This is a genomic window from Rhodanobacter sp. OK091 (assembly GCF_900142825.1).
Taxonomy (GTDB): Bacteria; Pseudomonadota; Gammaproteobacteria; order Xanthomonadales; family Rhodanobacteraceae; genus Rhodanobacter.
Genome location: NZ_FRCH01000003.1, coordinates 275,748 through 290,288, shown reverse-complemented (window position 1 = coordinate 290,288; position 14,541 = coordinate 275,748). Strand labels below are relative to the sequence as shown.

19 protein-coding genes are annotated in these 14,541 nt (G+C 65.1%); 11 read left to right on the top strand and 8 right to left on the bottom strand.

What is annotated here, in order from left to right; genetic code table 11:
* The first annotated feature begins 59 nt into the window (after positions 1 to 59).
* A complete protein-coding gene (locus BUA26_RS16015; protein ID WP_072761858.1) occupies positions 60 to 521 on the top strand; it encodes a DUF6491 family protein in 462 nt (153 codons plus the stop codon).
* An 82-nt stretch (positions 522 to 603) separates the two neighbouring features.
* Here BUA26_RS16015 and BUA26_RS16010 read toward each other — a convergent pair whose 3' ends face one another.
* The 3 genes from BUA26_RS16010 to BUA26_RS16000 form a co-directional block, all read right to left on the bottom strand.
* Positions 604 to 1,035: a hypothetical protein gene (locus tag BUA26_RS16010; protein ID WP_072761857.1), complete on the bottom strand. Its 432-nt coding sequence runs from the start codon at positions 1,033 to 1,035 to the stop codon at positions 604 to 606.
* A gap of 64 nt (positions 1,036 to 1,099) precedes the next feature.
* Positions 1,100 to 3,286: a bifunctional 23S rRNA (guanine(2069)-N(7))-methyltransferase RlmK/23S rRNA (guanine(2445)-N(2))-methyltransferase RlmL gene (rlmKL, locus tag BUA26_RS16005; RefSeq protein WP_072761856.1), complete on the bottom strand. Its 2,187-nt coding sequence runs from the start codon at positions 3,284 to 3,286 to the stop codon at positions 1,100 to 1,102.
* The gene (locus BUA26_RS16000) at positions 3,283 to 3,810 is read right to left on the bottom strand and encodes an alpha/beta hydrolase (RefSeq protein WP_072761992.1); all 528 of its coding nucleotides are present in this window, start codon (positions 3,808 to 3,810) and stop codon (positions 3,283 to 3,285) included. The genes rlmKL and BUA26_RS16000 overlap by 4 nt, the downstream gene beginning before the upstream one ends.
* An 88-nt stretch (positions 3,811 to 3,898) precedes the next feature.
* Here BUA26_RS16000 and BUA26_RS15995 point away from each other — a divergent pair, with 88 nt between their 5' ends.
* From BUA26_RS15995 to BUA26_RS15980, 4 genes are all read left to right on the top strand, one after another.
* Complete coding sequence (locus tag BUA26_RS15995; RefSeq protein ID WP_072761855.1) at positions 3,899 to 4,459, top strand: N-acetylmuramoyl-L-alanine amidase; 561 nt, start codon at positions 3,899 to 3,901, stop codon at positions 4,457 to 4,459.
* An 82-nt stretch (positions 4,460 to 4,541) separates the two neighbouring features.
* Positions 4,542 to 5,408 (top strand): acyl-CoA thioesterase, encoded by an 867-nt coding sequence (locus BUA26_RS15990; RefSeq protein ID WP_072761854.1) that lies wholly within the window; start codon positions 4,542 to 4,544, stop codon positions 5,406 to 5,408.
* 22 nt (positions 5,409 to 5,430) lie between these two features.
* Entirely contained in the window at positions 5,431 to 5,823 is a 393-nt protein-coding gene (locus BUA26_RS15985; RefSeq protein ID WP_072761853.1) for a hypothetical protein, read from the top strand.
* A 43-nt stretch (positions 5,824 to 5,866) separates the two neighbouring features.
* Complete coding sequence (locus BUA26_RS15980) at positions 5,867 to 6,574, top strand: arginyltransferase (RefSeq protein WP_072761852.1); 708 nt, start codon at positions 5,867 to 5,869, stop codon at positions 6,572 to 6,574.
* A 46-nt stretch (positions 6,575 to 6,620) separates the two neighbouring features.
* Here the strand turns inward: BUA26_RS15980 and BUA26_RS15975 are convergent, their stop codons facing one another.
* Together BUA26_RS15975 and purT are read right to left on the bottom strand one after the other, a co-directional pair.
* Positions 6,621 to 8,132: an FMN-binding glutamate synthase family protein gene (locus BUA26_RS15975; RefSeq protein WP_072761851.1), complete on the bottom strand. Its 1,512-nt coding sequence runs from the start codon at positions 8,130 to 8,132 to the stop codon at positions 6,621 to 6,623.
* A 55-nt stretch (positions 8,133 to 8,187) separates the two neighbouring features.
* A complete protein-coding gene (purT, locus tag BUA26_RS15970; protein WP_072761991.1) occupies positions 8,188 to 9,369 on the bottom strand; it encodes a formate-dependent phosphoribosylglycinamide formyltransferase in 1,182 nt (393 codons plus the stop codon).
* Positions 9,370 to 9,509: 140 nt separating this feature from the next.
* Between purT and BUA26_RS15965 the strand changes: the two genes are divergently transcribed.
* The 4 genes from BUA26_RS15965 to BUA26_RS15950 are packed head-to-tail and all read left to right on the top strand — an operon-like array spanning position 9,510 to position 11,633.
* Positions 9,510 to 10,373, top strand: a complete 864-nt coding sequence (locus tag BUA26_RS15965; protein ID WP_072761850.1) for an SPFH domain-containing protein — start codon at positions 9,510 to 9,512, stop codon at positions 10,371 to 10,373.
* Positions 10,374 to 10,382: 9 nt separating this feature from the next.
* Positions 10,383 to 10,571, top strand: a complete 189-nt coding sequence (locus BUA26_RS15960) for a type II toxin-antitoxin system antitoxin (RefSeq protein ID WP_072761849.1) — start codon at positions 10,383 to 10,385, stop codon at positions 10,569 to 10,571.
* A 22-nt stretch (positions 10,572 to 10,593) separates the two neighbouring features.
* Positions 10,594 to 10,788: a DUF4177 domain-containing protein gene (locus BUA26_RS15955; RefSeq protein ID WP_072761848.1), complete on the top strand. Its 195-nt coding sequence runs from the start codon at positions 10,594 to 10,596 to the stop codon at positions 10,786 to 10,788.
* Between the two features lie 47 nt (positions 10,789 to 10,835).
* On the top strand, positions 10,836 to 11,633 hold the full coding sequence (locus BUA26_RS15950; RefSeq protein WP_072761847.1) for a CPBP family glutamic-type intramembrane protease: 798 nt from the start codon (positions 10,836 to 10,838) through the stop codon (positions 11,631 to 11,633).
* A 10-nt stretch (positions 11,634 to 11,643) separates the two neighbouring features.
* Here the strand turns inward: BUA26_RS15950 and BUA26_RS15945 are convergent, their stop codons facing one another.
* Positions 11,644 to 12,006, bottom strand: coding sequence for a hypothetical protein (locus BUA26_RS15945; protein WP_143154305.1), 363 nt, complete (start codon positions 12,004 to 12,006; stop codon positions 11,644 to 11,646).
* A gap of 51 nt (positions 12,007 to 12,057) precedes the next feature.
* Entirely contained in the window at positions 12,058 to 12,450 is a 393-nt protein-coding gene (locus BUA26_RS15940; protein ID WP_072761990.1) for a DUF423 domain-containing protein, read from the bottom strand.
* Positions 12,451 to 12,530: 80 nt separating this feature from the next.
* On the opposite strand from BUA26_RS15940, the gene BUA26_RS15935 reads away from it, so the two are divergent.
* Both BUA26_RS15935 and BUA26_RS15930 read left to right on the top strand, forming a co-directional pair.
* The gene (locus tag BUA26_RS15935; protein ID WP_072761845.1) at positions 12,531 to 13,136 is read left to right on the top strand and encodes an SCO family protein; all 606 of its coding nucleotides are present in this window, start codon (positions 12,531 to 12,533) and stop codon (positions 13,134 to 13,136) included.
* The gene (locus tag BUA26_RS15930) at positions 13,133 to 13,600 is read left to right on the top strand and encodes a copper chaperone PCu(A)C (protein ID WP_072761844.1); all 468 of its coding nucleotides are present in this window, start codon (positions 13,133 to 13,135) and stop codon (positions 13,598 to 13,600) included. The genes BUA26_RS15935 and BUA26_RS15930 overlap by 4 nt, the downstream gene beginning before the upstream one ends.
* Positions 13,601 to 13,658: 58 nt before the next feature.
* Here BUA26_RS15930 and BUA26_RS15925 read toward each other — a convergent pair whose 3' ends face one another.
* Complete coding sequence (locus BUA26_RS15925; RefSeq protein WP_072761989.1) at positions 13,659 to 14,540, bottom strand: cytochrome c oxidase assembly protein; 882 nt, start codon at positions 14,538 to 14,540, stop codon at positions 13,659 to 13,661.
* Between the last annotated feature and the right edge of the window lies 1 nt (position 14,541).

The following is a 14,541-nucleotide window of genomic DNA, read 5'->3' as shown; positions in this document are numbered from 1 at the left end:
GATCGCCTGACTGCTGCAACGCGGTATGCGTATTACCCGAACCGAACGAGGTGACACCCATGAAAACGCTTATTCCCATCCTGTTGCTTGCCCTGACCGCCGGTGCTGGAGTCGCGCAGGCCGCCGAGACACCTTCGGCACTCACGCCGCTACCGCGCACTCCTTTACATACGTCCGACTGCATCGATACGAGCCAGATCAACGAATGGCATATCGTCGACGCGCGCACCGCCATCGTGCGTACCGGCCCGAAGCGTTATCTGGTGAAATTGCAGAGTGAGTGCCCGCGACTCGGGATGTCCCCCCCGGGCCTGATCTTCCGACCCAACAGGTCCAACGCCGTCGTCAACCAGGGGCGTATCTGCGGCGAAGTAGGCGAGACCGTGCGCTCACGCAATCAGCCGCCCTGCCCGATCGAGTCGGTCAGCAAGATCGACAAACCGCGCTTCGATGAGTTGAGTGCCCACGCGATGCGCCATGGCAGCGGTGCAGACCAGCCGACAACCATGCCTGCCCATTGAATCCGGGACACCTGAATAGCAAAGAGCCCGACAAATGCCGGGCTCTTTGTTTTTGTGTGCCGCCTACTGCAGCGATGACTGATCAGTCGTCGTCGTCATCACGCACGTAGCGCGTGGGGTAGCCGTTGTCGTACACCACGGTGCGGGTGACCACGCGATGTGTGACGATCGGCGCATCCTCGTAGATCACCGTGGGCTCGCGATAGACCACTCGCGGCTGCTCGTAGTAGACCGGCTCCGGGCGCAGCGAATCGGCGACGATGCCCGCCACTGCACCGGTGATGATCGCACCGGCAATCCAGCGACCGCCGCTCCAGTGGCCACCGCCGTGCCGATAGTAGCCACCGCGATCCCAGCCACCGCCGCGATCCCAGCCATGCCCACCACCGTGACCCCAGCCCCCATGACCGCCCCAGCCATCATGCGCAGACGCACTCAGCGGCATCGCCACTGCTGCTGCGACCGCCAGACTGATGGCTGCCAGCTTGCCTGCACCACTGAAACGTTTGGTCATGACACCTCTCCGGTTGATACGGGGCCTATGCTCGGCTCGATCCGCTTAATGCGGTCTGAAGGGTTCACTTCTTGATGCGCGCGGTATCCCAGGGGTTGATCCCCGCTTCAGCTTTGCGCCGCCGCAGCAGCCAGCAGCCGTGGATGTCGGCGCGACGGGCGAAGTCGAACGGGATGCTCGGTGCGGTCCAGTCCTCGATCTCGAAGCGTTGTTCAAGCTCCGTGCGGTCGAGCTTGAAGCGGCGGAAATTGTTGGAAAACACAATCACGCCGTCACGGGTCAGCCGCTCGTTGCAGGCATCGAGCAGTTTCACGTGGTCGCGCTGCACGTCGAAATCGTCGGCACGCTTGGAATTGGAGAAAGTGGGCGGGTCGACAAAGATCAGCCCGTAATGGCCGCGGTCGCGCTGCAGGAATTCCAGCGCATCGAACTGCATCAGCCGATGACTCGATCCGCTGAAGCCGTTCAGAGCAAGATTGCGCGACGCCCATTCCAGATAGGTGGCCGACAAATCCACGCTGGTGGTTTCCAACGCGCCGCCGGCCGCCGCATACACGCTGGCAGTGGCGGTATAGGCAAACAGGTTGAGGAAACACTTTCCGTCGGCAAGCTCACGTACCTTCGCGCGCACCAGCCGGTGATCGAGGAACAGCCCGGTGTCGAGATAGTCGGTGAGGTTGACCAGAAACTTCAGGCCACCTTCGTCCACCTCGATGAACTCGTTGCGCTGATCGAGCTGGCCGTACTTGGAACCGCCCTTGCCCCGTTCACGTGTCTTGATTGCGATGCGCTCGCGCGGCACGCCAAGCACTTCGCCGGCGACACGGGCGATCTCGCGCAAGCGCAGGCGGGCGACGTCCGCAGGCACATCGGCCGGCGCACGGTATTCCTGGATGTGCAGGTGGTCGTCGCCGTTCGTGGCACCGTACACGTCGATTGCGGCGGCGTACTCAGGCAGATCCTGATCATAGGCACGCCAGCAGTGGATACCTTCGCGAGTCAACCGCTTGCGCAGGTGTTTGAGGTTTTTCTCCAGCCGATTCTTCAGCATCTGTGCGCCGGCCGACAACGGCTTCGGCTCGCGCGGCGCTTCTTCGCGCTTGCTCAGATCGAAGGTCAGCAGCACGGTTTCCAGCGCGCCGTTGTACAGCGCATAGCGCTTGTCCGCGTGCAATTGCATCGCCCGGCCCAGCTCCACGTCGCCGGCCAGCACGGCGGCGCGCCAACCGCTGAAGCGGTTGCGCAAGGTGTCGCCCAGCGCGCGATACAGCTTCGGCATTTCGGCCCGCTCGCCAAGCCGCTCGCCATATGGCGGGTTGGTGATGACCAGGCCGTAGTCGACACCCGGCGGTGGTGCTGCGTGGGTCATATCCTGCTTGTCGAGGGTGAAGAAACCGGCCACGCCCGCTTCCTGTGCATTGCGTTTGGCCGTCTGCACCATGCGCGGGTCGGCGTCGCTGCCGAAGAAGATGCTGCGCAATCCGCGCAGGCCGGCCTCGGCACGTTGCTTCGCCTCATCGAGCAGGCCGCGCCATAGCGCGATGTCGTGTTGCTGCCAGCCAAGAAAGCCGAAGTACTCGCGGCGCAGACCCGGGGCCACGTCGGCGGCCATCAGCGCGCCCTCGATCAGCAGCGTGCCGGAACCGCACATCGGATCGAGCAGCGCACCACCGGCGGCGTACACCTCCGGCCAGCGCGCGCGCAGCAGCATTGCGGCGGCGAGGTTTTCCTTCAGCGGCGCCTCGCCCTGTTCTTCGCGCCAGCCTCGGCGGTGCAACGGCGAGCCGGCAAGATCGAGCGACACGGTCGCGCGATCTCGCCGCAGACGCAGGTTGATCCGGATGTCCGGCTCATCGGTATCGATACCCGGCCGGTTGCCGTCGCGCTGGCGAAACTGGTCGACCACCGCATCCTTGGTGCGCAGACCGATGAACTGACTATGGGTGAGCTTGCTCATCGCCGTGCCGGCGTCCACCGCAAAGGTGGCATGCGCGGCCATATGTCGGCTCCAGTCGATCTCCTGGACGCCGCGATACAGCGCATCATCGTCAGCCGCATCGAACTCGGCCAGCGGCAGCAGAATGCGGCTGGCCAGGCGCGACCACAGGCAGGCACGGTATGCCGTTTCCAGCGTGCCGGAGAAATGCGCGCCAGCCAGCGCCTCGCGCACGTCGCTGGCGCCGATCGCGATCAGTTCGTCGCGCAGCAGGTATTCCAGCCCCTTCGGGCAGGTCGCGAAATAATGGCTCATGCCTTGGCCGCCACTTGATCGAGCATGTGCCTGAACTGGGCGATGATCATATCCATGCTCGCACTCAGCCGATGGTCGTCGTCCAGCACCAGCAGCGGCAGGCGACGCTGGGCAGCGAAAGCCTGCACGCCCGGCAGCGGGCACACGTTGTCGCGCCAACCGTGAATCAGCAGCGTAGGCACGTCACGGCGCAGGTCGAACGCGCGCGCGTAACCGGGAATCTCGCTGGGCGTGGCCAGCAGCAGCAAACCGGCCACCGGCACATCCAGCGAGACCAGCCCGGACACGAACGCACCCATGCTGGAACCGACCAGCAGCGGCGGCGCATCCAGCGCCTCGATGGTGGCGCGCAGGCGGGCGATCCGCGGCGCCACCGAACCGGCGTGGCCGCGTGCATCGTCGGTGCCGTAATCCGGCCGCTGCGTATGCCAGCCCAGCGAGGCAGCCAATGCGGCCAGTGCGCTGACCTTGGTGGCGTCGGGACTGGACTCCGAACCGTGCGAAAGAATGATCTGGCCGCGCATGGCGGTCTCCATGAAACTGCTGAAAGCAAGGCCCGCATGGTAACAGGCGACGTTTCCGGGCGGCCCTGGTGCGTGCGAGACTTGGCCGATGCCTCTGACCATTCACGACCAACCGCTGCCTTACGTCGCCCGCCTGCCCGAGCGGCCCGCCGACGCGGTGGAACTGGTGGTGATCCACTGCACCGAGCTGCCGGACCTGGCCACGGCCCGCGAATACGGCGAGAAAGTGCTGCACGCCAGCGGCGCCGGCAACAGCGGCCACTACTACATCGACCGCGACGGCGCGGTTTACCGCTACGTTCCTGGCACCCGCGTCGCCAATCATGTGCGCGGCCACAACCCGAACTCGATCGGCATCGAGCTGGTCAACCTGGGCCGCTACCCGCACTGGTGGGACTCGCGGCACCAGCAGATGACCGAGCCGTACAGCGCCGCCCAGATCGGTGCGCTGCGCGCCTTGCTCGCCGGGCTGCGCCGCGATTTCCCGAACCTGCGGCAAATCGCCGGGCATGAGGAACTGGATACCGCGCTGATGCCGGCCAGTGACGACCCCGCACGGGAAATCCATCGCAAGCTCGACCCCGGCCCGCTGTTTCCATGGACCGAAGTGTTGGAAGGCAGCGGGTTGACCCGGATCGGCACGCACTAGGCTTGCCCCCTGCGGGCAGCGCAGGAGCACAAGGCCGCGACCGCTATAATCGCCGCTTCCCGCCTTGTCGAGCCGTTCGCCCATGTCGCCAAACCACGTCACCGAACTGGTCGATCTTCTGCAGCTTGAACGGCTGGAGGACAACCTGTTCCGCGGCCAGAGCCGCGACATCGGCACCCGATTCGTGTTTGGCGGCCAGGTGCTGGGCCAGGCGCTGGCGGCGGCCCAGGAAACGGTGGACCCATTGCGCGAAGCGCATTCGCTGCACGCCTATTTCCTGCGCGCCGGCGATATCGACGCGCCCATCGTGTACAGCGTGGAACGTGCACGCGATGGCGGCACCTTCTCGTCGCGGCGGGTGCTGGCTATCCAGCACGGTCAGCCGATCCTGAACGGCTCGGTCTCGTTCCATCTGCCTGAAACCGGCGTCGAACATCAGACCTCGATGCCCGAAGTCCCGGCACCGGAAGATCTGGAGCCGCTGCACCCGCTGCCGCCGGAGGAACTGGCCCGGCTGCCGGTGAAGCTGCAGCGCTGGCTCGGCATCGACGGCCCGTTCGAGTTCCGCCAGGTGTGGCCGCGTGACGAGTATCGGCCGGCCAAGCGGCCGCCGATCCAGCACATCTGGTTCAAGCTGACCTCGCCGATCAGCGATTCGCCGATCCTGCACCGCGCGCTGCTCGCCTATGCGTCGGACTTCCACCTGATCGGCACGGCCACGCTGCCGCACGGCATTTCCTACCTCACCCACAACGTGCAGATGGCCAGCCTCGACCATGCGCTGTGGTTCCATCGCCCGTTCCGCGTCGACGAATGGCTGCTGTATTCGTTCGACAGCCCGACGGCGCAGGGCGGCCGCGGCCTGGCCCGCGGGCAGATCTTCAGCCGCGATGGCCGGCTGGTCGCCTCCACGGCACAGGAAGGCCTGATCCGCGTCCGCGGCGACTGAGCCGATCGCGTAAACTGCGCCTATGCGCCAGATCTTTACCTCACCCCGTAACGAAAGCATCGATCTCGTGGTCGCCCTGATGGCCGAACACGGCATCGAGGCCACCGTGGTCAATCGCTCCAACTACAACCGCCCGACCTGGCAGCGGTTCAGCTACTCGCAGCGCAACGACGACCGCAGCAGCTGGGCGCAAGTGTGGATCACCAGCGCCGATGACTACACCAAGGCCCGGGCGCTGCTGCGCGAGATCGGTATCGAGCCGGTGATCCGCCACGGCGAGGAACTGGCCGCCGCCCGCAATCCCACGCCCGAGATGCGGCGCGAGCACACCGCGGCCAGAGTGCGCCGCATCGTGCTGTTGCTGGTGCTGGCCGGGTTCGCCATGGTGGTCATGCGCTACCTGCACGTGATCTGACACCCGATGGTGCGTTGCCGCTGCGCAGGCATAGAATCGGGATATGCGCCGCTCCGACCAAGTCCGCCTGTTCCAGACCCTGCCCCATGCGTGCGGCTACTATGCCGACCGCACCGCGCAGAATCTGGTGCTGGATCCGGCCGCGCCGCAACTTGACCAGTTGTATGGCCCGGCACTGGAACGCGGCTTTCGCCGGGCCGGCGGCCATCTGTATTTTCCGCATTGCCCGCAATGCCATGCGTGCACGCCATGCCGCATCGACGTGGCGAACTTCTTGCCGGATCGTGCGCAGCGCCGTTGCCTGAAGCGCAATGCCGACCTCGTCGTCAGCGAATCGATCCCCGGCTACAACCGTGAACGCCACGCGCTATACGAACGCTACCTGCAAAGCCGCCACGCCGGAGGCGGCATGGACGATGCGGAAGCCAGCGACTTTCGCCGCTTCCTCACTGCGCCGTGGAGCCCCACCTTGTTCGTGGAACTGCGCCTCGGCGAACGTCTGCTCGCGGTGGCCGTCACCGACATCTGCATCAATGGCATCTCGGCCGTCTATACGTTTTTCGACCCCGACGAAACCGCGCGCAGCCTGGGCACCTTTGCGATCCTGCAACAGCTGGCGCTAGCCCGCCGCCGCGGCATGCCATGGCTGTATCTCGGTTTCTGGATCGATGGCCATCCGAAGATGGATTACAAGCGACGATTCAGACCGCTGCAGATTCGTACGGCCGAAGGCTGGATCGCAATGCCGTAAGCGCCCACTTTGTCGGTAGGAGCCCGCTGGCGGGCTCCTACCGCTGTCATTCGGCCGCGGCGGGTTGTGGATACGGAAACAGCTTCTCCAGCGGGATCGACAAGCCGTCATCGCCCACCACGCGGCAATGTCCGCGATTGAGCTGACGCGGCTCGCTGACGCCACAGCTGTGCGCGATGATGCCTACTTCCTTCATCACATTGGTGGCGTAGTGGTAGACGCGCTCGCTCTTGTCCATTACCACCAGGCCGCGCTGCAGTTTCGGATTCTGCGTGGTGATGCCGGTGGGACAGGTATTGCGATTGCACTGCAATGACTGGATGCAGCCCAGCGCCAGCATGAAGCCGCGGGCGGAATTGACGAAGTCCGCACCGATCGACAGCGCCCACGCCACGTCGTAGGCGGTGATGCACTTGCCCGAGCAGACCACCTTGATGCGTTCGCGCAAGCCTTTGACGATCAGCATGTCGAGCAGCGCCGGCAAGGCCTCGTGCAGCGGCAGGCCGACACCTTCCATCAAGGTCTGCGGCGCGGCGCCGGTGCCGCCTTCGGAGCCGTCGACGATGATGAAATCCGGCGCGCTCTCGATACCGCGCCGGTGCACCTCATCGCACAACTCGCCGATCCATTCCACACCGCCGAGCACTGCCTTGAAGCCCACCGGCTTGCCGGTGAGCTCGCGGATGTGGCGGATGCTATCCATCAGTTGCGACACGTTGCCGATGTCGAGGTGGCGGTTCGGGCTTTGCGAGTCCTCGCCAACCGGTATGCCGCGGATCGCCGCAATTTCCGCGGTGACCTTGGCACCGGGCAGCAGACCGCCCATGCCCGGTTTGGCGCCCTGGCCCAGCTTGATGCTGACCATCTTCACCTGCTTGTGCGCGCAGATCGCCAGCAGCTTGCCGTCGTCGAGCTTGCCATCGGGCGTGCGCACGCCGTACTTGGCGGTGCCGATTTCGAAGATGATGTCGCAGCCGCCTTCGAGGTGATACGGCGCCAGACCGCCTTCGCCGGTATCCATCCATATCCCGGCCTTGGCCGCGCCGCGCGACAGCGCACGCACCGCCGGTGCCGACAGCGCGCCGAAACTCATCGCAGAAATGTTGAAGAACGGTGCATGGCTATACGGCTCGCGTGCATACGGGCCGATCGTCACCGGAACCGGCTTGACGTGATCCACGCCGAGATCCGGAAACGGCGCATTGACGAAGAACGGCACGCCTTCGGCGCGCAGGTCGCGGCTGGAACCGAACGCATTGGTGTTGTCGACGTTCTTCGCGGCGCGATACACCCAGGTACGCTCGGCGCGATTGAACGGCATCTCCTCGCGGTCGCTGGAATACAGGTATTGGCGAAAGAATTCGCCCAGGTGCAGGAACCAGTAGCGGAAGTGGCCGATCACCGGGAAATTGCGCAATACCGCGTTGCCGGTCTGATTGCGGTCGACCACCCAGGTCACCAGCACCACCATGACCGCCAGCGCCAGCAGCAACAGGGCGAACGCCGTGCAGAGCTCCACCACGACTACCAGCCAGTGCGCAAACCCGGTTGACTCCATACCTGCTTCCTCTCAATCAGCTGTTGTGTCTTTCAGCCTAGCGCATCGCCTACGCTTACAACTCGACGCGCAGACGGCCCGCCGCACGCACCGCTTTACCCACCGCCGCCTCCAGCGACTCGGCGCGCGCCAGCGTCACCGCCATGCGCCGGCGACCGCTGACGGTCGGCTTGCCGAAGATGCGCAGTTGCGTGTCCGGCTCGGCCAGCGCCTCGCCGACACCGTGGTAACGCGGTGCCGCACCATCACCCTCAACCAGTACCGCACATGAGGCGGACGGCCCGTACTGGTGGATCACAGGAATCGGCAAGCCAAGGATCGCCCGCGCGTGCAGCGCGAACTCGGAAAGCTCCTGCGAGATCAGCGTGACCAGGCCGGTATCGTGCGGGCGCGGACTGACTTCGGAAAAGATCACTGCGTCGCCCTTGATGAAGAACTCCACGCCGAACACGCCCCAGCCACCCAGCGCTCCCGTCACCGCCGCGGCCTGCCGCTGCGCCTCGGCCAGCGCGACCTCGCTCATCGGCTGCGGCTGCCACGACTCGCGGTAATCGCCTTCTTCCTGGTGATGGCCGATCGGCGCACAAAAGCTGACGCCGCCGGCATGCCGCACCGTCAGCATGGTGATCTCGTAGTCGAAATCCACGAAGCCCTCGACGATCACCCGGCCTTTGCCGGCGCGACCGCCGGACTGTGCGTAGTCCCATGCATGCTGCAATTCATCCTCACTGCGCACCACGCTCTGACCCTTGCCGGATGAACTCATCACCGGCTTGATCACGAACGGGTAACCGATCGCGGCCACCGCATTGCGGTACTGCGCTTCGCTGTCGCAGAAGCGATACGGCGAGGTCGGCAGTTTCAGCTCCTCGGCAGCCAGTCTGCGGATGCCTTCGCGGTCCATCGTCAGCCACACCGCACGGGCGGTCGGGATCACCCGCTGGCCCTCCTTTTCCAGCTCGATCAGGGTCGGTGTATGGATCGCCTCGATCTCCGGCACCACCAGATCGGGCTTTTCCAGCTCGATCACCGCGCGCAACGCCTTGCCATCGAGCATGTCGATGACGTGGCTGCGGTGGGCGATCTGCATTGCCGGTGCGTTCGCGTAGCGGTCCACCGCGATCACCTCCACCGCATAGCGCTGCAGTTCGATCGCCACCTCCTTGCCCAGCTCGCCGGCGCCCAGCAACAGGACGCGCAATGCATGGTCGGAATGGGGGGTGCCGAATGGCTTCATCGAGTTCTCCGCTGCAGGCAAATCGGCATTGTATGCGGCCGGGCACGGGACGGCCCGTCCGGCATAGGCAAAGCGTGCAGCATCCGCTTGCATTAGATATCAAATTGATATCTAATATTCTCACTTAAGGGAGACGACACATGAACGAACGCAATGGTTTTTCCGTCGCCGGCATTCCTTTCATCGGGCTGTGCGTCGTGCTTGCCGCGATCGGCATCGCACTGGTCCTGCCTGCTGCGCAAGGGCAGCCGGCAGCCTCGGCGATCGCCGGCGTGATCCTGCTGGCCTTTTTCGGCTTCATGCTGAAAGGCTTTTTCCAGGTCGCGCCGAATGAAGGCCAAGTGCTGCAGCTGTTCGGCAAATACGCCGGCACGGTACGCACAGAAGGCCTGCGCTGGAGCAACCCGTTCTATAGCCGGCGGCGCATCTCGCTGCGCGTGCGCAACTTCGAGAGCGGCAAGCTGAAGGTCAACGACAGCGACGGCAATCCGATCGAGATCGGTGCCGTGGTGGTGTGGCAGGTACTGGATACCGCCGAGGCCGTGTTCTGCGTCGACGACTACGAGAACTACGTGCACATCCAGAGCGAGTCGGCGCTGCGGCAGATGGCGCAGAGCTATCCCTACGATGCGCATGACGACGGCAAGCCATCGCTGCGAAGCCATGGCGACGTGATCAACTCGCACCTGCGCGACGAGATCCAGACCCGCCTCGGCAAGGCCGGCGTGCAGGTGGTGGAGGCGCGCATCAGCCACCTCGCCTATGCCCAGGAAATCGCCCAGGCGATGCTGCAGCGGCAGCAGGCCGGCGCCATCATCGCGGCCCGTACCAGAATCGTCGAGGGCGCGGTGAGCATGGTCGAGATGGCGCTGGACCAGCTCAGTAAGCGCGGCGTGGTCCAGCTCGACGAAGAGCGCAAGGCGGCGATGGTCAGCAACCTGCTGGTGGTGCTGTGCGGCGAGCGGGGCACCCAGCCGGTGCTGAATACCGGCACGTTGTACTGACGCCCCGCGATGGCCGGAGAGAAAAAAGCCTATCCGCTGCGCATCAGCGCCGCCGTACTGGATGCCATGCAACGCTGGTCGGACGACGAGTTGCGCAGCGTCAACGCGCAGATCGAATACGTGTTGCGCGAGGCGCTGCGCAAAGCGGGCCGGCTGAAGCCCGGCAAGAGCGAGCCGGTGACGGACGACGACAACTGAATTTTCCAGCGAGGAGAACCCGATGTCTGCGACGTGGGAATACAAAGTGATCACCTTGAAACATGGCGGCGGCGGCCTGCAACTCACGCTGACGCCGACCGATGAAGAGACCCTGGCCGTACTCAACCGCGAAGGCGCGCAGGGTTGGGAACTGGTCACCGCCGTTTGTGCCGGCATTGCTCAGCCGACGCTGCTGTACTTCAAACGGCCGCGCTGAGCAGCTTCATCCAGGGGAAGCGCCAAGCCGCAGCAAGGAGTGATGCCATGACACAGTCTGATCCATCGACACGCGGACCCCATTCGAACGGACCCCACCTGAAGCTGGCGCTGCTGTTCGGCGTCGCGGGAATTCTGGCCACGCTGGCGCTGAGTCCTTATCTCGTCGCGGTGATGCCTCTGAAGCTCGCTGCCGCGCCGGTTCCGCTGTGGGTGTTGCTGGCTGCCCAAGCGCTGCAGGCAGGTGTGTTGTGCTGGGCGCTTGGCTGGCTGGGCCTGTTCCTCGGCGCGCGGTTCGGGCTCGATGCGCCATGGCTACGCGCCTGGGTCTATGGTCAACCGCGCGATCCGTCGCGGCAGGCACGCTGGTGGCTGGCTGCACTGCTCGGCGTGCTGGCCGCGTTGCTGGTGGTCGGCATCCAGTTGATCGGATCACCGTGGCACCACGCCCCCGATATGGGTGCCGGGCTCGGCTCCGCCTGGCGCGGTGCGCTGGCCTCGTTCTACGGCGGCATCGTCGAAGAGATCGAATGCCGCCTGTTTCTGGTCAGCCTGTTCGTATGGCTGCTGGCATGGATCACCCGGCAACAGGCGCGATCGTGGATGTTCGTCGTGGCGATCGGGCTGGCCGCGCTGCTGTTCGGCGCCGCCCATCTGCCCGGTGCATTTGCCATCGGCATAGCGCACACGCCACTCGCGATCGCCCGCATCGTGCTGCTCAATGCCCTGGTCGGGCTGCTGACCGGCACGCTGTTCTGGAAGTACGGACTGGAGCACGCGATGCTGGCGCACTTCTGCGCGGATCTGGTGCTGCACGTGGCGGTACCGCTGGCAGCGCACCTCTGACCTCGGTGTGTCAGTGCGCGCTGGAGGCAACCGTCTTCAGTTGCGGCAACTTGAGCTCATTCCGCGTGCCGTCATCGTCCACGACGAACAAGCGGCCATCGCGCTGGGCCAGCGCCGCGACATTGCCCACGGCGCTGGGGCCGAGACGTTGCAGCAGCCGTCCATCGGCAGCGTCATACACGGCCAGCTGGTTGGCCTCGTCATCGGCGACTACCAACAAGTCGCTGCCGGCATCGCGCCAATGCATCAACGCGCCTGATCTTGGCAGCGGACGAACCAGGCCAAAGCCGTTCAGCACGATGGTCAGCAGCGCCGCCAGCATGCCGGCAGCGGACAACCAAGGATGCGTGCGGAGAATCGCGGCCAGCTTCATGCGCGCATGCTGACTCAGCGGCATGACAGGCGAATGACGGGCCTGCCTGCGTCAATCCTCGCGTAAGTCGTCTCCGGGCAAGCCCAGCGACAGGCCCAGCGCGATCCAGCCAGCGATGAAGGCCAGTCCGCCAAACGGTGTGATGATGCCAGTCCAGTGTGGCGCACCGAGCGCCAGCGCGTAGAGGCTGCCGCTGAACAGCACGATGCCGATGGCAAACGCGGCGAGCGCGAAACGTCCGCTGCGGCCACGCCCCAGTCCCGCCGCCAAGGCCAGCGCCAGCGCATGCCAGACGTGATAATCCACTGCGGTGTGCCACAACTCGCGGCTCGGCGCATCCAGCACGTCCCGCAAGGCATGCGCACCGAACGCGCCCAGCAATACCGCGCTGGCGCCGACCAGGCCGACCAGCAGGCCGGCTCGTGCATGGACAGGTTGTCGCATCATCGTGGAATTTCCCGTTTGCCGGACCTGCGTCCCGACCACTGTCGTATGCTTGACCGGTTGAAGATCCGGATTCTCGCATGAAGCTCCGCCGCGCCTTTCTCCCTGCCCTGCTGCTGGTCGCCGGCCTATTGCTGGGTGGCTGCCGACACGATGAGCTGCCGTTCCGGCTGACCAACATCAGCGGCCACATGCCCGACCTCGATTTCAAGCTCACCGACGATCACGGCAAGGCGGTGACCGGCGCGGACTACCGCGGCAAGGTGGCGCTGCTGTATTTCGGCTACACCCACTGCCCCGATGTCTGCCCGTTGACCCTGGCCCAGCTGCATGTGGTGATGCAGCGGCTGGGGCCGCTGGCCGATGGCGCGCGGATCCTGTTCGTCAGCGTCGATCCGGCACGCGACACGCCGGCGGTGATGCATGCCTATGTCAATGCATTCGACCCGCGCGCGGTTGGCCTCACCGGCGACGCGAGGGCGACCGAGGCGCTGAGCAAGCGCTATCGCTCGGCGTTCACCCGCGAACCCGGTTCGGCCGACGGCAGCTACGAAGTCAGCCACAGTTCGGCGATCTATGTGTTCGACCGCGACGGCAAGGCGCGCGTGCTGGCCACGCCGTCCGCCTCGCACGATGATCTCGTGCACGATCTGCATCTGCTGCTCGATACCGGAGCCACGCCATGAAGTCACCCGCGTTGTCGATCCTGTTCGCCGGTTGGTTGCTGACCGGCGCCGCACATGCCGGCGCCGCCGACCACGTCCATGCCAGTCATGCCTGGATCCGCGTACTGCCCGGCAACTTGCCCGCCGGTGCCTACGTCACACTGCGGAACGATGGCGATCAAGCGATCGCGCTGAGCGGCGCCAGCAGCACGGTCTACGCCGACGTGATGCTGCACCGGAGTTCGACCGCCGGCGGCATGAGCCGCATGACGATGGTCGATGCGCTGAGCGTGCCGGCACATGGCGAAGCGGTGCTGGCGCCGGCCGGCTATCACCTGATGCTGATGCAGGCGAATGCAACGGTGAAGCCCGGCGACACGGTCAGGCTGACGCTCAACTTCACCGATGGCAGCAGGCTAGCCACCGACTTCCTCGCGCGTCCGGCCAATGCCATGGATGCCGGGGATGATCACTCTGGACACTGAGGTCGCGGCGCATTTATCCACGCATCTGGCTATCCGGTAGGAGCCCGCCAGCGGGCTCCTACGACGGGCGGCCTGCATTGACTCTGGCAGCTGCAGCCGCCGAATGTTGACGCAGCGGCCTGCGCGGCAAGCGGCCATTGCGTGACAGACGCAGCCACTGACGCAGCGCCATCAGGCCACCGATCGATTCCAGCAACGCCGACGGCACCCAAATGATCACGCCGCCGATCAACTGACCGGTGAGCACGTTGAAGGTGAACGCACGCCCGCAGATCTCGAAGATCGGATACAGGTCGGTCTTGGAGAATGTGATGATCGCGCCGGCCAGGATCTGCGGCATCATCGTGATCGCCGGGGACAGCACGCGCAGCCCGGTGGTCATCCGTCCCGGCGGATGCGGCCGGTGGTCGAGCACCAGCGACCAGTAGGCAAAGCCGCTGATCAGCATGCTCCAGTTCATGAAACGGTAGATGCGCCAGTCCAGCATCGCCAGCGTCTGCATGGACGGGATCAGCCAGATCACGATGAAGCCGATGAACAGCAGTGTCGCCACCGTGGGATTCAGCAGCACGCCGCTGACGATCCGCCACGGCCACCAGCGGCGCAGCGGTTGCAGCACATGCACGCGCCACGCCAGCGGCATGCCGGCACGCAACACCGTGCCCGGAAACGCGGTGACGATCAGCAGCGGCGCCAGATGATGCAGCAGCAGCTGCTGGATCCGGTGCATGAAGAACTCATGCTCGGCGTAATAGTCCAGGTAAGTGTGCAGCGACAGGTAGATGATCGCCATGCCGGTCCAGAACGCCAGCTGGCGGCTGAAGCTCACCGACCGTCGGCGGCTGCCGCGCAGGTACAACACGCAGGTCAGCAGGAAGCCCGCGAGGAATACCCACGAAAACTCCCACGGCACGATCCATTTCAGCAACGTTGCGATCACG

Bases quoted from the DNA above. Each gene is read 5' to 3' on its own strand.
- BUA26_RS16000 (WP_072761992.1), bottom strand. From the start codon at position 3,810: ATGCGCGGCCAGATCATTCTTTCGCACGGTTCGGAGTCCAGTCCCGAC.
- BUA26_RS15955 (WP_072761848.1), top strand. From the start codon at position 10,594: ATGTCTGCGACGTGGGAATACAAAGTGATCACCTTGAAACATGGCGGC.
- BUA26_RS15990 (WP_072761854.1), top strand. From the start codon at position 4,542: ATGTCGCCAAACCACGTCACCGAACTGGTCGATCTTCTGCAGCTTGAA.
- BUA26_RS15975 (WP_072761851.1), bottom strand. From the start codon at position 8,132: ATGGAGTCAACCGGGTTTGCGCACTGGCTGGTAGTCGTGGTGGAGCTC.
- BUA26_RS15940 (WP_072761990.1), bottom strand. From the start codon at position 12,450: ATGCGACAACCTGTCCATGCACGAGCCGGCCTGCTGGTCGGCCTGGTC.
- BUA26_RS15935 (WP_072761845.1), top strand. From the start codon at position 12,531: ATGAAGCTCCGCCGCGCCTTTCTCCCTGCCCTGCTGCTGGTCGCCGGC.
- rlmKL (WP_072761856.1), bottom strand. From the start codon at position 3,286: ATGAGCCATTATTTCGCGACCTGCCCGAAGGGGCTGGAATACCTGCTG.
- BUA26_RS15995 (WP_072761855.1), top strand. From the start codon at position 3,899: ATGCCTCTGACCATTCACGACCAACCGCTGCCTTACGTCGCCCGCCTG.
- BUA26_RS15965 (WP_072761850.1), top strand. From the start codon at position 9,510: ATGAACGAACGCAATGGTTTTTCCGTCGCCGGCATTCCTTTCATCGGG.
- purT (WP_072761991.1), bottom strand. From the start codon at position 9,369: ATGAAGCCATTCGGCACCCCCCATTCCGACCATGCATTGCGCGTCCTG.
- BUA26_RS16010 (WP_072761857.1), bottom strand. From the start codon at position 1,035: ATGACCAAACGTTTCAGTGGTGCAGGCAAGCTGGCAGCCATCAGTCTG.
- BUA26_RS15930 (WP_072761844.1), top strand. From the start codon at position 13,133: ATGAAGTCACCCGCGTTGTCGATCCTGTTCGCCGGTTGGTTGCTGACC.
- BUA26_RS15960 (WP_072761849.1), top strand. From the start codon at position 10,383: ATGGCCGGAGAGAAAAAAGCCTATCCGCTGCGCATCAGCGCCGCCGTA.
- BUA26_RS15945 (WP_143154305.1), bottom strand. From the start codon at position 12,006: ATGAAGCTGGCCGCGATTCTCCGCACGCATCCTTGGTTGTCCGCTGCC.
- BUA26_RS15950 (WP_072761847.1), top strand. From the start codon at position 10,836: ATGACACAGTCTGATCCATCGACACGCGGACCCCATTCGAACGGACCC.
- BUA26_RS15980 (WP_072761852.1), top strand. From the start codon at position 5,867: ATGCGCCGCTCCGACCAAGTCCGCCTGTTCCAGACCCTGCCCCATGCG.
- BUA26_RS16015 (WP_072761858.1), top strand. From the start codon at position 60: ATGAAAACGCTTATTCCCATCCTGTTGCTTGCCCTGACCGCCGGTGCT.
- BUA26_RS15985 (WP_072761853.1), top strand. From the start codon at position 5,431: ATGCGCCAGATCTTTACCTCACCCCGTAACGAAAGCATCGATCTCGTG.